The sequence below is a fragment of the Timonella sp. A28 genome, from assembly GCF_051200815.1.
GTDB lineage: Bacteria > Actinomycetota > Actinomycetes > Actinomycetales > Cellulomonadaceae > Timonella.
The window spans coordinates 2432056-2446499 of the sequence record NZ_CP195159.1; the positions used below are offsets into that span (position 1 = coordinate 2432056).

Consider the following 14444-nt stretch of genomic DNA (forward strand, 5'->3'; position numbering starts at 1 on the left):
CACCTCGTATGAGGTGCAGGCAAACCATAGAACGCATAACGTTCACTCTGTGTTACACGCTCCCGTTTGATGGACCCCTTGTTCCGTCGAATGCGATTTCTTGCGACTCTGGATAAAGAGACTTTACATACCATCAACGAATAGCGCATCGAATGTTTGTTTCATTCGATTCCACTAACCGGAAGGCACGATTTTCCGTGACTCTCAACCGTCAACTGCGTGTAGCTGTCATCGGTGCAGGACCAGCAGGAATCTACGCATCAGACATTTTGTCAAAAACTGATCTTGATGTTTCTATCGACCTGTTCGACAGATTGCCTTCACCTTTTGGTTTGGTGCGATACGGTGTGGCACCTGACCACCCACGAATCAAACAAATCATCAACGCTCTACACAAGATCATGGACCGCGGAGACATTCGTCTGCTCGGTAACGTTGACTACGGCGTTGACCTGAAACTTGAAAACCTGCGCGAATTCTATGACGCAGTGATCTTCTCAACCGGTGCTATTAAAGACGCCGACCTGAACATCCCAGGCATTGAACTAGACGGATCCTATGGTGCCGCAGACTTCGTGTCATGGTACGACGGACACCCAGACGTGCCGACAACCTGGCCACTAGAAGCAGAGTCAATCGCAGTTGTTGGCGCCGGTAACGTAGCCCTCGACGTGGCTCGCATCCTCGCGAAACACCCGAAAGACCTTCTTGTCACTGAAATCCCAGACAACGTGTACCAAGGGCTGCTTGCAAGCCCTGTGAAGGACGTACACGTCTTTGCTCGTCGTGGACCAGCACAAGCTAAGTTCTCTCCACTAGAACTACGCGAACTCGGACACGTTCCTGACGTTGATGTCATTGTCTACCCCGAAGACTACGACTTCGACGAAGGCTCAATCGAAGCGATCAACAGTTCAAACCAGACCAAGCAGGTCGTGAAGACCCTCACTGACTGGACATTAAACGACCCTTCAACGTTTACCGCATCTCGTCGTCTCCACCTTCACTTCTTGCACGCGCCGGCCGCTGTTGTAGACAACGACGGTGACGGAAAAGTCGATGGGTTCCGCACTGAACGCACCAAACTTAACGGTGATGGAACAGTCTCAGGCACAGGCGAGTTCTTCGACTGGCCAGTGCAAGCCGTATACCGTGCCGTCGGGTATTTCGGATCTGAACTTCCAGAGGTTCCTTATGACGAAAACCGCGGTGTTATTACAAACAGCGAAGGCCGTGTCCTTGACTTAAACGGCGAACACGTTGATGGCCTGTACTGCACAGGTTGGATCAAGCGTGGCCCGGTTGGCCTTATCGGTAGCACAAAGTCAGACGCATCTGAGACGATCCGTAACCTTGTCGAAGACGCGCAAGACCTTGAAGCTTTCGCTACCGCTACTCGCCCCGAACCAGAAGCGATCGTCGAGTACCTGAAAGAACGCGGCGTAGACGTCATCCAATGGGATGGATGGCACCTACTAGACGCACACGAACGTGCTCTCGGCGAAGCGCAAGGGCGTGAACGTATCAAGGTTGTGTCACGCGAAGAGCAAACCAACATTTCACTCGGTCGCGCATAAAGCGGCGAAAATATGGCAGGGAAACCTGCACATAGTTAGAGCTGTGGGGTGAAGAAACACATGTTTCTTCACCCCACAGCTATTTCATGCAGAGTGAAGTGACATACAGTGGGGAACGTGCAACGAACTTGATTCGTTGTATGTAGTGGAATGACTGAGTAAGAACCACAGGTTTTTACTATGTGCAAGGAGATAGTGATGGGCCACAGACACTTCAACGGATTAAAGACTGCTTTTCTGTTTGGTTTGATGTGGGCGGTCCTCATAGGTATTTGGGGGCTCGTCGGCAAAGGCAATATTGGTTTGCTGCTACTCTTCTGCGGCTTTGGTTTAGCCATGACCGGCTACAGTTACTGGAACTCAGACAAACTCGCCATTCGCTCCATGCACGCCCGTCCCGTGACAGAAATTGAACAACCGGCGATGTATCGGATCGTTCGAGAACTCGCGAATCAGGCCCGTCAGCCTATGCCTCGGCTGTATGTTTCTCCGACGATGAACCCGAATGCGTTTGCTACCGGACGAAACCCACAAAATGCTGCGGTGTGCTGCACTGAAGGTATTTTGCAGTTGCTTGATGAGCGAGAGCTTCGAGGTGTCCTGGGGCATGAACTTATGCACGTGTATAACCGTGACATTCTCACGTCGTCGATTGCTTCAGCTTTTGCTGGAATGATTTCAGCACTCACAAACATTCTTTTCATTTTTGGTGGTGACAGGGAGCGCGGCGGAAACCCGCTAGTTGTTATTGCCACCGCTATTTTGGCGCCTATCGCTGCGATGCTTATTCAATTGGGTATCTCACGGACCCGCGAATTTGATGCAGACGAAGACGGGGCAAAACTTACTGGGGACCCGTTAGCGTTGGCATCTGCCTTACGCAAACTGGAGTTGGGTACGAATCAAGCACCATTGCCACAACGTCAAGAATTTACTGATGTGTCGCACATGATGATTGCCAACCCGTTTAGGGGCGGCGGCATTGGCAAACTGTTTGCTACGCACCCGCCAATGGATCAACGTATCGCGCGCTTGGAAAAGATGGCCGGTTCGTCGTTGCCGCAGCAGCCGTATATGCAGGGTGGGTTTTCTTCACCTGCTGGTATGACGAATGACGGGTTTCGTCCCACACAGCATCCATTGAGTGAAGATCCTTCGCACAGGCAACAACGTCCCAACACTCCGCAGCGTCCCGTTAACCCTTATAACCCAGGAGATAACCGTTCAAATCCGCCACGGTGAGTGGAGGTTGGGTGCGCGGTAACTCAACGTTCGCTGTCTCGTCCTTTGGCCTTCATGATGACTCGTTTGGCGGTTCGGCGGCTTTTGGTTTCCACACGTTCTTCTGCGCGTGAATGAGTTTCTTTACGTCGGGTGTGGTGCGCGATCTCTCGTTCAATGCGTTTGTAATTGTCGAGTCGAGCTGGGTCGAGTTGGCTGTGTGCTACAGCTTCGGTAACTGCACATCCTGGTTCGGAAGCGTGCGCACAGTCGGTAAATCGGCAATGTTGTGCCAAGTCGAGGATGTCATCGAATGTTGCATTGAGCCCATGTGTGTGTGCGGTCATGCCCACCGCCCGAATTCCTGGTGTATCAATGATGCAGCCAAGTCCGTCTATAGTGATGAGCTCGCGTCGAGTCGTTGTGTGCCGGCCTCGTCCGTCTCCTCGGACATCGGCTGTGGCGAGTATGTCGTGTCCAGCAAGCGCGTTGACTAGGCTGGATTTTCCCGCCCCAGAAGGCCCTAGAAAGACAAACGTTTGTCCGGGGTGAATGAGCGCAGTGACAGCGCTCAGGTTGTGACCTGTCGTTGAGCTTACGGCAAAAACCTCGACGCCATGCGCGACGGCTTCGATGTCTGGAACAAAGTCCTGCTCGGCGAGGTCGTGCTTGGTAAGCACAACTATCGGGCGTGCACCGCTGGCCCACGCAAGGGTGAGCATGCGTTCAACACGTCGCAGGTTAGGCGTTGGGTGCACTGGCTCGATGACAAAAACCGCATCAATGTTGGCTGCAAGTATTTGTTCCGCAGAAGTCCGGTCTGAACTTTGACGAGAAAGTTGGGTGCGTCGTGGTAGTAAAGAGACCCATGTTTCGCCGTCTGTGGCAACCCAATCACCGACGGCGAAACCCGTAGCCATAACTGTGTGAAGACCAGCCTCATGCGCGATGTGGATGGTTGTGCGCTCTACACGTACGACGCGTCCAAAGAAAGCGCCCGTGGCTGATAGAGGGTTTTGCTGCCAGTCTTGTGCCCGTTCTTCGTCCCAACCTAAGTTCGCGATTATTCGATCTGTCACGCTATGTCGTTCCCTCGATGAGTCATGTACTTTTTTGTTGCCTCGTAGCTTTTTACGCTTTGCCGAGTAGGGGGCGTGGGAATATCAGGTTAGGCGAATGGCCTCATAATGCGCATGTTATTTATTGGCTTATGCGCTGAAGCCCATGACGTAAGCACTATCGACTGAGATGCCCCTTGCAGGGTTTAACGTATTCGCTGGTTGACGTGTACTTTTAGTGCATGATGACATCGTGGTGGCGTACAGGATCTTATTTCCTGATAATCGGTTCATGGCTGGCCTTGTGGGTGCTCATTCTTAAAGAACCGATGGATAAGGACGTTTCGAGCTCTCTTGGGCAAGTCGCTGAAACTGTAAGCTTGGATGCTGTTTTAGGCCTGTTTATGACCGTGGGTCTGCTTACTATTCCGTTGTCATTGTTTATTGACTATATGATCGGTGCCGTACATGCTTTAGTGGCCAGCACGCTGTTGTTATTATCTGTCCGTCAATCGTTTTATACCGAACAGTATGCACACTGGGCGAGCGTTACGACTTGGGTTATGTTTGCAACAGCGCTGTGCATAGTTGTCACTATTTTTGCGCGACAACGTAACTTTCACATTTTTCTTGAGGCTCAGCGTTCTACATTAATTCGTAATACATGGCAGAAAACTGATGTGCGGAAAAAACTGCAAGGCAGTGTCTTTGATCGTTCGTGGTCGGTTATTCTTGCCGTGGTTGTCATGAGCATAAGCTTAGGTTTTACCTTTTTTGAGGTGGCCCAAGCCCAGAATGGACGCAACGGCGCTGAAGTTGTTACTGCAACGTACGTTGCAGAAAACGACGACTTATTTTTTATGCTGAGTGTGCCGGGGCAACAAGAGCCAACCTGTGCGCTTTCGTTCCTTGAGGGAGTGGCACCCGGCGAATCTGTTCAGGTTCTCTATAACGATGACAACCACTGGTGTGAAGAACTTGCCGCACCTTTTGATCCGTTCATGCCTTTACTGTTTTTCTTCATCGGTTTTGTTTACCTGTGTGTGCGCCAGGTGCGCTATACGATGTGGCGTCGTCTAAAAACTAGTGCTGCTGATGCGATGCGGGGTACAGAGATTGCACTTACTGGTTTTACCCGACGAGCTGGGCTGGATACGCAACATAATATGCGAGTCGTTAATCATGCAGATACAGCGATTCAATGGTTCGACACGAGACGTACTCCCATATGGGGCATTACCGCCCGATCGAATCGCACACAGTATTCCGCACCGCCGCAACATATTTTTGCCAGTGTGCACAGAGATAGTGCAGGAACCGTACAGGGGTTCATAGGGCGAGCTCGTTCTTCTTTTCGCGCTGTAGAACTGTTAGCAAGTCCAGATAACCAAGCGGTGTATCAAGAATCAAAAAGCGCTCTCATTAATGAAAGCTTTGTTATTGAAGGTTCTGCTCGATACGGTTATCTCGTTGTGTACACCCCAAAGTTAGGGACGATGAGCATTGTCGAGAACTGTGCGCTTGCGCGCGGTTAAACATCAAGTCCAACGAGATACGCTAGCGCATGAGCTACACCGTCTTCATCGTTTGACAGGGTGTATGCGGTGGCGGCTGCTAGCGCTTCGGGGTGAGCGTTTGCGACAGCAATTCCTTGCCCTGCCCAACTGAGCATGGGGACGTCGTTGGGCATATCACCGAACGCCCACACTTCGTGCGCGGCAATATTGTGGTGCAACGCCCAACGTTCGAGTGCTGCTGCTTTCGTTACCCCGGGTGCTGTGATTTCTGCTAGCCCGGAAGCACCTGAATAGGCAAGTAAGCCTCGGGTGCCAACAATCTCTGAGACTGCGTCAAAGAAACTGTTGTCTGGGAGGCTTGGCATGCGTGCTAAGAGTTTTCCAACCACGTCGTCGCGAGCGTCCTCTACCCGCATGTGTAACGTTTCAGGCCCATAAGGGTGATCAGAAATAAAGTGAGGGTCAAACACCGCTCCAGAGGGACGTTCAGCAGCAAATGCGATACCAGGCAGTGCGGCACGCAAGTCGGTGATGATGGCTGTGAGTGACTCAAAATTGAAGCCGCGAATATCGCTTGAGTGATGTGAAGCAAACTCGTAAATGCATGCGCCATTCAAACAAATGGCACGCCCGTGCCCGCTCACTGCATCGCTGAGTGGTTTCATCCAGCGTGGTGGTCGAGCTGTAACAAAAACGACGTGTATTGCGCGGGCTTCAAGGTCGCGCAATACACGTCGAGTGAATGGGGATATGCTGTGGTCGCTTCGCAGAAGAGTTCCGTCTAAATCGGTTGCGATAAGTTTAGGAATAGGAAGTTCACGCAGCATGATGTGACGGTTTTCTTACCGGTAGTTCGTGAATTGAACAGCAAAGTCTAGGTCAGCGCCACGCAGGAGGGCCTGTACCTCTTGAAGGTCGTCACGTGATTTTGATGATGCGCGAACTTCGTCACCTGTGATCTGAGTTTTGACAGATTTTGGGCCTTCTTCGCGAATGATTTTTGTAATTTTTTTCGCGTTTTCTCCGGCTAGGCCTTCTTTGAGAGAGCCCTCGAGTCGGTATTCCTTACCTGAAGGTTGTGGGCCTTTGTCGCCGGTGTCGAAGGCTTTAAGCGAGACGCCACGCTTAATGAGTTTGGTTTGGAAGACGTCAAGTACCGCTAAAACGCGTTCTTCCGAGTTTGCGATCATAACGATGTTGTCGCCGCTCCACGCAATGGATGCTCCAACATTTTTGAAGTCATAGCGTTGGTTAATTTCTTTAACAGCTTGGTTGAGTGCGTTGTCTACTTCTTGACGGTCTACCTTGGAGACGATGTCCATTGAAGAATCAGCCATGAGGTCCTCCTCGCTAGTTCAGTATGTGCTGCCCTTAACGGTATCCGATTTCTAGGTAGATAACCGTTGGATTGTGCTGCGTGCAGCAGGGTTTTGCTACGAGCCGAGTTTTCTAGGTGTGCGTGGAGCGCGACGTGCAAGGGGCGGAATGCCTTTGTGCGATAACGCACCGAAAGTAAACACCATAATGGCGAGCCATACCAGCGCGAATCCGATCCATCGTGAGGGTGGCATAGATTCGTGGAAGATGAGTATTCCGACGAGGAATTGAATTGTTGGGCCGATATATTGCAGTAGCCCAAGTGTGGCTAGAGGCAGTAGCCGTGCGGAGTGTCCAAAAAGGATGAGGGGCAGCCCCGTCATGATGCCAGCAAAACTGAGTAGCAGCGTATGGGTGAGACCGTATCCGGTGAACGTTGATTGACTGGTGAGCGTCAACCATATGAGGAAGCCGACGGCGAGGGGAGTAGAAAGCGCTGTTTCTACGCTGAGGCTCACGATGGCATCTACGCGGGAACCGATGTTCTTTTTGGCTAGTCCATACAGACCGAAAGACACCGCCAAAATAAATGAAATCCAGGGTACTTTTCCTGACCCGACAGTCATGACAATAACTGCGATTGCACCAATTCCTAAGGCAATCCATGTTGTTGGCGGAACTCGCTCGCGTAAAACCACTATTGCAAGAAGCACTGTTACGAGCGGATTGATGTAGTACCCGAGGGCGGCTTCAAGAACATTCCCGGTAGAGACAGCAGTAATGTATGTCAGCCAGTTTATGAGGATGAGCACTGTGGCAATGCCAAGAACTTTGAGTAGCGACCAGTCTTTAAAAACGTTGATGGTTAAGGTGATGCGTTTCAATACTGCGAGAAGAACGATCGTGAAAACGAGTGACCATACTATTCGGTGCGCCAAGATCTCTAGAGGAGAAGCTTCGTCTATTGCGGAAAAGTAGAGGGGCATCGTGCCCCACAGTACGTAGCACAAGGTGCCTGCTATATATCCTTGGCGCAAAGACGTAGACGAGGTGGGCGAAGCAGGCGACATGAAACCTACGATAGGCCTTTGTTGTAGTCTCTGGCGAACTTCGTTGTTGGCAGGCCTTGCTGGTCTTCTTGTCGAACAGGGTTATGTATGTACTTGTGGCAGGGGCTTTGTTGCCTTGCTGTGGCCTTGAAAAACAAACGATTTTCTATTTGGCCGATCATTTAGTATTGTTAATCCTGCTCACGGAAACAGCGGGAACGTAGTGCGTTCTTGTTTTCTGTGTGATGTAAGGCAGCTTGCCCGAGCGGCCAAAGGGAGCTGACTGTAAATCAGCCGCGTTATGCTTCGGGGGTTCGAATCCCTCAGCTGCCACAGATGGTCCCACGGTTTTCCGTGGGACCTTTTGTTTTTCATCCGCACTTTAACGGGTTATTCCTTCTCACCCCAAGTAAATTCGACGATATAGCAGGTTGTTTTAGCGGTCGTAGATGGCTCGATACGGGGAGCAGAGACATGGTTGCTTTTGTGCAGCGTTTTGCAGGCGAACCTATGTGGATTGAATATTTTGCGCGTAATCCACATTCTGCAGTTGAGTTATTTAGTGCGGCGCTTAACTGGGATGCAAAACCTACTGAAGAGTTTGAAGATTACGCACTCATGTATGCCGGACATGGCATGGTCGCGGGAATCGGGCTTCAGTTTGATGAATTGGAGTTGCGTGATCAGTGGCTCATTACGTGTGACGTCAAAAATGCGGCTCAAGCAGCGCAAAAAGTTGAGGCGTTTGGTGGTGTCATCCATGTGCATGCCGGTTCGTCTGCGGAAGGAAACTTTTTTGTTGCGCAGGATCCCGGTGGGGCCTGGGTATGTGGTTGGGAATCTGATGGTGTGACGGGGATGCAAGTGCATGATGAGCCCGGCGCTCCTGCATGGTTTGAGCTGCATACTGCACGTTACGACGAGTCTCTCGTGTTTTATCGTGAGGTTTTTGGTTGGGATTTAGTGCAGGTCAATGAGCCGGGGAATGCGCGTTATTCGGTGTTGGGTGATTCTCGTGATGATGCTCGCGCGGGAATTATGGATGCATCTAACTTTTTTGAAGACGGAGAATCCGCAATGTGGGCGGTGTTCTTTGAGGTTGTGGACACAACAAAAGCTGTTGCTGCTATCGAGTCGCATGGTGGAAAAGTTGTGGAGCGGACGCATCCGACATGGTTGGGCACAGTTACTGGGGCGATTAGCCAAGATGGTGGTTTCTTCAAATTGTTGGAATCACATTAAAAGAGCGTGTGCTTCAGGTGGCTGAGCAGGAAATATTCAAGGTGACCACTATCACGCCTGTAAGAATTTTGTAACAGGGGTGGGGTGTGTGTAATGTTTTCTGTGTTGCCCCCGTAGCTCAGTGGTAGAGCGCAGTCTTGGTAAGACTGAGGTCACGGGTCCGATTCCCGTCGGGGGCTCTGCTGGTGCCTAAAACCATAATGTGGCATAATTTAACGCTGTTGTGGTTCTGGCATCACTGAAAGTGAATAACTTTCGATGCGGCGGGGTAGCGCAGCTGGTCAGAGCGCACGGCTCATAATCGTGAGGTCGCGGGTTCGAGCCCCGCTCCCGCTACAAAATCACTTAAATCCGCACGCTGAAGAGCGTGCTTTTTGTTCGATAATGGCAGCGCCCAGTTGCGGCGCGAGAGGTGGCAAGACCGTGGCAAGCAAGAGCTCAGACGTTCGCCCGAAGATCACGCTCGCATGCGTGGACTGCAAGGAGCGCAACTACATCACCAAGAAGAACCGTCGTAACAACCCAGACCGTCTGGAGTTGGCGAAGTTCTGCCCACGTTGTGTAAAGCACACAGCGCACCGCGAAACCCGCTGATTAGGTAGGGATCGCACGCAGCAATGACGCAATCTTCTGTGAATCTCGACTTTATTGGTCGGCAATACCCACAGACCGCACCCTACAGTGTAGGACGCGAAAAGATCGCTGAGTTTGCACGCGCAATAGGCTCATCTAACCCCGCCTGCTTCTCTGTTGAGGCAGCGCGGGGTTTGGGCTATCGGGATGTTATTGCTCCAACAACTTTTGCGGTTGTTGTGGCGCAGGCCGCTGAGGCGCAATACATTCAGGATCCGGAAGCGCGTGTTGATTTCAGCCGGGTAGTACATGCCGACGAACGCTTTACGTATCAGCGCCCTATTTTTGCTGGCGACGAACTTGTCACTGTTGTTCACGTCGACAAGATCGTTGAACGTGCGGGTCTTGCTTTAGTCACGACTCGTTGCGAAATCTCAGCACACAACGGTGACGTTGTGGAGCCTGTCGTGACGGTGACATCAACTCTTGCAGTACGCGGAGAGGGGCACTGATGGCCACGCTTAGTTTTTCTGAGCTTGCTGTTGGGCAGCAGGTTGGCGCTAAAACGATTGAGTTTGATCGCTCTTCGTTGGTGAAATACGCTGGCGCTTCTGGGGATTTCAATCCAATTCACTGGAATGACACATTCGCTCATTCTGTAGGTTTGGATTCCGTGATTGCTCACGGAATGCTCACTATGGGAGCAAGCGTCACCGTTGTTGAAGAGCTTATTGGTAGCGATGCGATGATCGCTGATTATCAAACACGTTTTTCGCGGCCGATTGCCGTGCCAAATCCTGGCGTAGCTGTTGTTGAGGTTGTCGCTCAGGTTGGCGCGTTGGATGAAGACGCTAAAACTGCACGTATCGACCTTACGGTTACGTTTGAGGGCGCACGGGTGCTTGCAAAAACGCAGGTTGTTGTTAAGTTCCTTTAACGAATTCATGCATAAAGCATTGAGGGCCACCCCACGTGGGGTGGCCCTCAATGCTTTTCTGGTGATGGCAATCGTTCTTAGCGCACCTTTAAGGGGCCTTTCCTAGCTTGGCCTGTGGTTGTTCCTTGCACAAATGCGACATCTAGTGTGCGGGGTGGTTGCACTGTTCCGTGAATGAGGTCGACTGTTGCTTGTGCAAGAATTTCGCCTTTATCTGGCAGTGGTTGTTTGACCGTGGTGAGTTTGTCTTGTCCAAGCCAGGGCAAGTCCACGCCGTCAAAGCCTGCTATTGAGACGTCTTCTGGTACTCGAAGCCCAAGTTCGCGGGCACCTTGTAAGGCTCCTGCTGCGAGTAAGTCGGATTGCGCGATGAGTGCGGTAGGAACATCTTCGGGGGAGTCGTAGTGTGCAGGGTTGAGTAAATAGAGTGCTGCGCGTTGACCTTCTTCGACGAGTGAGGCACGAGCTTCCCAGATGGCTGTAGGCTCAATTTTTTCGTCAAAGACTCCAAGGAGGCGTCCGCGGCTTGGATGCCACGGGAATTTGGTGAGGTGTTCGGTGATGTGTGTGGGTGCGGGGCCGGGTGCGTTGCCAGTGTTGAGCGATAGCGTGATGATGCCGAATTTTGTGTGGCCGAGTGCTTTGAGTTTTCGGGTGAGTTCTGATGTGCCAGCTCTATCGTTGAGGGCTATGAGTGGTGAGCCGGGCACATGTTGTCCTTCAGCTATGGCGATGGGGATGCCTCGTTCGTGCAGGGCTTGAAAGACGGGGTCGTTTTCGTGGCCGCCCCAGAGCAGGATGGCTGCGTCTATTGCGGCAGTGTGGAGGAGTGGGTTGAGGCCGTCTGCTGTGTCGTAGTGTTTTCCGCCGGGTATAAGGAGCACGCCTAGGCCTTTTTCACCCAGTGTGCGGGTTATGCCGTCGAGTGCGGCTATTGTGACGGGGTCGCGGAATGTTCGCCGCAGGGCGTCACCAATGATGACCCCGACGATTCCTGAGCGGCCTTTGCGTAACTGTCTGCCCAGCGCAGAGGGGCCTCGGTAGCCGAGTTCTTCTGCTGCGGCGAGGACTCGATCGCGGGTGTTCGCGGCTATTGGTCCTGATTCTGAAAATGCTAATGATGCGGTGGAAATGGAAACACCGGCCTGTGCGGCTACGCTGGCGAGTGTTGGCTTAGTGTTTGACATCGCAGTTATTTAGTTCCATTTTCAATTGACGTTACGGACGACGTACTAAAGAATTATATGTGCGACTCGAATCGATTCGACACCTCTTTGTCCAACCTCGCCCCCATGAACAGACAGGTGAGTTATGACTTCAATGGATACCCAACCAATGCCGCAACCAGCACCAATTGAAAAGCGTCTTACTGACGCCCGCATAAGTTTGCTTCTTCTCTTTGCCTTACTCGGACTAAGCTTCTCGAGTTGGGCTAGTAGATTCCCTACCGTAAAAGCAGTTTTGGAACTTGACGCCAAAGAGTTTGGTGTCGTTCTACTCGCCGGAGCTATCGGGTCACTTATCTTTGCAACAATTGCCGGTTCACTTGTACAACGGTTCGGTGGACGAGCAGTCCTGACGGTATCCGCCTTCGGTATCGCGCTAGCTTCTTCCTCGAAGGCTTAGCCCCAACACTTGGGAACACTTGGCTGCTAGCGATAGGAATCTTCCTTAACGGATGTTTCGTGGCGTTAACAAACGTTCCTCAAAACGTTGAGTCCGCAGCAATTGAGCGCCGACTTGGGCGCGCCATCATCCCGCACTTTCACGCCGCGTTCTCCATCGGAGCGGTTTTAGGTGCCCTCATTGGAGCAGCATGTGCCGCGAATGATGTTCCACTTATCGCACAAATGACAGCAACAGCCTTCATTACTCTTGGTGTGCGCCTTGTTTTAATCCCGCGGGTCATCCTCGACACTGAACTCACCTATGAAGAACGCTGGAACAGGGCCGACGCCTCACGACGCAAACGAGTTGTCAAAGCTGAACGCAAAGCGAGTGGCAATACACCACCACTTACCCGTACCCTTGCCGCAACCATGCGTGCTAGGCGTTCTACCCTTGGCTCTGCCTTAGGCGCGTGGAGAGAACCACGCACACTCTTTATTGGGCTCATTATTTTTGCAGCAGCTCTTTCTGAAGGTTCCGCAAGCAACTGGCTAGCGATCGCTGTCGTATCTGGATTTGCCCAACCAGAAGCTGTAGGAGCTATCGGACTAGGAATATTCCTTGGCTCAATGACCATCGTGCGGATTTTCGGCACTCGACTCATCGACGCTTATGGACGAGTCACAGTATTGCGGCTGTCAGCAATCGCCTCAATACTTGGTCTTCTGCTTTTTGGCTTCGGACCACACATTTACCTTGCGATCTTAGGAATTGTGTTGTGGGGGATGGGCGCTGCACTTGCTGTGCCACTGGGAATTGCTGGTGCATCAGATGACCCAATTCGTGCCGCAGCCCGTGTATCAGTAGTGTCCGCCTTCGCATCTATTGCCTCATTGGCCGCGCCACCAGTACTCGGCTTCGTCGCCGAATACACCGGAACCCGCATGGCACTCACCGGCATAGCAGTGTTCATTCTTGTCAGCATTGTGCTGTCAAAGGCCGTCGCACCATTGAAACCAGAACAAAAAGTTGGGTATCAACATCCTCAACGCACCCCTGTAGGAGAGTAAATGCCCACCACCGGTGTGCACATTCGTCGCGCTGCTTTTTCTGTATATGTGACGTTCTTTGTCGTCGGATTCATATTCGCGAACTGGGCAGCACGCCTGCCTGCTATTCGTGACGAACTGGAATTCAGCGCTTCCCAAATGGGACGTCTGCTGCTGGTTGGAGCAATAGGTTCACTCCTTGCTTTGCCAACGAGCGGTTGGATAGTGCAAAAACTTGGTGGGCAAAAAACTATCATCGCCTCAGCTACTCTCATGGTTGGCGGCTACGCGTTAGCCGCCACCACCCTAGGAGACCTGCCCATCGCAGTAACTGCGGCAGGTCTCCTCCTCGGGGGAATAGGCATGGGTATTTGTGACGCGGCAATGAACCTTGAAGGCACACGCGTAGAAAACGCGGCACAACGTGCACTCATGCCACGCTTCCACGGAATGTTCTCGCTCGGGACCATGGCAGGTGCGTTAGCTAGTGCCCTTGTAGAAATCGTGAGCCTCAGCGTCGCAGTGCACATGGGTATTGCGCTACTGCTCGGATACGTCCTTATCGTGAACGCAACGCGTAACCTGCTCGCACCCAAACACACCATCAGTCACGTTTCACTCGACACCACAACCGAAACACACACACAACCACAAAGGTCCGTGTGGAGCGCCTGGAAAGAAAAACAAACATGGATGATCGGGTTCGTGGTACTCGCTGCGGCCCTCACTGAAGGCGCAGCCAACGACTGGTTGAGCCTTGCCATCGTCGACGGATTTGAAGTCTCCAAAGCCCTAGGCGCCTTTGGGTTATTCGTGTTCCTCACCGCGATGACTATCACTCGAATGGTAGGAACCAAACTCCTCGACATGTATGGACGTATCGTCGTACTACGTATCTGTTCGCTGTGTGCCTTTACCGGACTCGCCCTCTTCGGGCTAGCACCATGGCTATGGCTGGCACTGGTAGGCGCATTACTGTGGGGAGCCGGAGCAGCCTTAGGCTTCCCGATGGGAATGTCAGCGGCCAGCGACGAACCCGAACACGCGGCAGCACGCGTCTCCGTCGTCGCCACAATCGGTTATGCCGCGTTCTTTGCTGGGCCACCCATACTTGGAGAACTCGCGCACCACGTCGGATACCGTCATGCGCTTCTCGCAATCATGATTCCAGTGCTTGTCGGGCTACTCATCGTGCGTGCTGTAGAAGAACGAGGAGTAGCTGCCCAAGCATTCGCAGCCAGAAAACAAGCTCGAACGGTGGGCTCAGCCCCTTCCGAAACCAAGTAGGCTTGTTCC

14 protein-coding genes, 3 tRNA genes and 1 pseudogene are annotated in these 14444 nt (G+C 52.2%); 13 read left to right on the plus strand and 5 right to left on the minus strand.

The window, feature by feature from the left end; all coding sequences use genetic code 11:
- Positions 1–197 precede the first annotated feature (197 nt).
- Complete coding sequence (locus ACR9EC_RS11490; RefSeq protein ID WP_435299358.1) at positions 198–1577, plus strand: FAD-dependent oxidoreductase; 1380 nt, start codon at positions 198–200, stop codon at positions 1575–1577.
- Between the two features lie 198 nt (positions 1578–1775).
- Positions 1776–2627, plus strand: a pseudogene (htpX, locus tag ACR9EC_RS11495) (zinc metalloprotease HtpX); the annotation flags it as partial.
- Positions 2628–2842: 215 nt separating this feature from the next.
- On the opposite strand, the gene rsgA reads toward htpX, so the two are convergent.
- Complete coding sequence (gene rsgA / locus ACR9EC_RS11500; protein ID WP_435299359.1) at positions 2843–3877, minus strand: ribosome small subunit-dependent GTPase A; 1035 nt, start codon at positions 3875–3877, stop codon at positions 2843–2845.
- A gap of 221 nt (positions 3878–4098) precedes the next feature.
- Here rsgA and ACR9EC_RS11505 point away from each other — a divergent pair, with 221 nt between their 5' ends.
- Positions 4099–5391 carry a hypothetical protein gene (locus ACR9EC_RS11505; protein ID WP_435299360.1) on the plus strand — a complete coding sequence of 431 codons (1293 nt, stop codon included), beginning with the start codon at positions 4099–4101 and terminating at the stop codon, positions 5389–5391.
- On the opposite strand, the gene ACR9EC_RS11510 is transcribed toward ACR9EC_RS11505, so the two are convergent.
- The 3 genes from ACR9EC_RS11510 to rarD all read right to left on the minus strand — a co-directional run bounded on the left by ACR9EC_RS11510 (position 5388) and on the right by rarD (position 7760).
- Entirely contained in the window at positions 5388–6200 is an 813-nt protein-coding gene (locus tag ACR9EC_RS11510; protein WP_435299361.1) for an HAD family hydrolase, read from the minus strand. The two genes, ACR9EC_RS11505 and ACR9EC_RS11510, sit on opposite strands and share 4 nt — an antisense overlap.
- Positions 6201–6215: 15 nt before the next feature.
- On the minus strand, positions 6216–6710 hold the full coding sequence (locus ACR9EC_RS11515; RefSeq protein WP_435299362.1) for a YajQ family cyclic di-GMP-binding protein: 495 nt from the start codon (positions 6708–6710) through the stop codon (positions 6216–6218).
- 96 nt (positions 6711–6806) lie between these two features.
- Positions 6807–7760, minus strand: coding sequence for an EamA family transporter RarD (rarD, locus tag ACR9EC_RS11520; protein WP_435299363.1), 954 nt, complete (start codon positions 7758–7760; stop codon positions 6807–6809).
- A gap of 230 nt (positions 7761–7990) precedes the next feature.
- Between rarD and ACR9EC_RS11525 the strand changes: the two genes are divergently transcribed.
- The 7 genes from ACR9EC_RS11525 (at position 7991) to ACR9EC_RS11555 (ending at position 10491) form a co-directional block, all read left to right on the plus strand.
- Positions 7991–8072, plus strand: a tRNA-Tyr gene (locus tag ACR9EC_RS11525).
- Between the two features lie 141 nt (positions 8073–8213).
- Positions 8214–8981, plus strand: a complete 768-nt coding sequence (locus tag ACR9EC_RS11530; protein WP_435299364.1) for a VOC family protein — start codon at positions 8214–8216, stop codon at positions 8979–8981.
- Between the two features lie 107 nt (positions 8982–9088).
- Positions 9089–9160, plus strand: a tRNA-Thr gene (locus ACR9EC_RS11535).
- A gap of 83 nt (positions 9161–9243) precedes the next feature.
- Positions 9244–9317, plus strand: a tRNA-Met gene (locus tag ACR9EC_RS11540).
- 87 nt (positions 9318–9404) lie between these two features.
- Positions 9405–9575 carry a 50S ribosomal protein L33 gene (gene rpmG / locus ACR9EC_RS11545; RefSeq protein ID WP_435299365.1) on the plus strand — a complete coding sequence of 57 codons (171 nt, stop codon included), beginning with the start codon at positions 9405–9407 and terminating at the stop codon, positions 9573–9575.
- 23 nt (positions 9576–9598) lie between these two features.
- Positions 9599–10066 (plus strand): FAS1-like dehydratase domain-containing protein, encoded by a 468-nt coding sequence (locus ACR9EC_RS11550; protein WP_435299366.1) that lies wholly within the window; start codon positions 9599–9601, stop codon positions 10064–10066.
- Positions 10066–10491: a MaoC/PaaZ C-terminal domain-containing protein gene (locus ACR9EC_RS11555; protein ID WP_435299367.1), complete on the plus strand. Its 426-nt coding sequence runs from the start codon at positions 10066–10068 to the stop codon at positions 10489–10491. The genes ACR9EC_RS11550 and ACR9EC_RS11555 overlap by 1 nt, the downstream gene beginning before the upstream one ends.
- 77 nt (positions 10492–10568) lie before the next feature.
- Here the strand turns inward: ACR9EC_RS11555 and ACR9EC_RS11560 are convergent, their stop codons facing one another.
- Positions 10569–11678: a LacI family DNA-binding transcriptional regulator gene (locus ACR9EC_RS11560; RefSeq protein ID WP_435299368.1), complete on the minus strand. Its 1110-nt coding sequence runs from the start codon at positions 11676–11678 to the stop codon at positions 10569–10571.
- Positions 11679–11802: 124 nt separating this feature from the next.
- Here ACR9EC_RS11560 and ACR9EC_RS11565 point away from each other — a divergent pair, with 124 nt between their 5' ends.
- Genes ACR9EC_RS11565 through ACR9EC_RS11575 form a run of 3 tightly spaced genes read left to right on the plus strand, consistent with a single transcriptional unit; the run spans position 11803 to position 14435 of the window.
- Positions 11803–12117: a hypothetical protein gene (locus ACR9EC_RS11565; protein ID WP_435299369.1), complete on the plus strand. Its 315-nt coding sequence runs from the start codon at positions 11803–11805 to the stop codon at positions 12115–12117.
- Between the two features lie 38 nt (positions 12118–12155).
- Positions 12156–13169, plus strand: coding sequence for an MFS transporter (locus tag ACR9EC_RS11570; RefSeq protein ID WP_435300658.1), 1014 nt, complete (start codon positions 12156–12158; stop codon positions 13167–13169).
- Complete coding sequence (locus ACR9EC_RS11575; protein ID WP_435299370.1) at positions 13170–14435, plus strand: MFS transporter; 1266 nt, start codon at positions 13170–13172, stop codon at positions 14433–14435.
- Positions 14436–14444 lie beyond the last annotated feature (9 nt).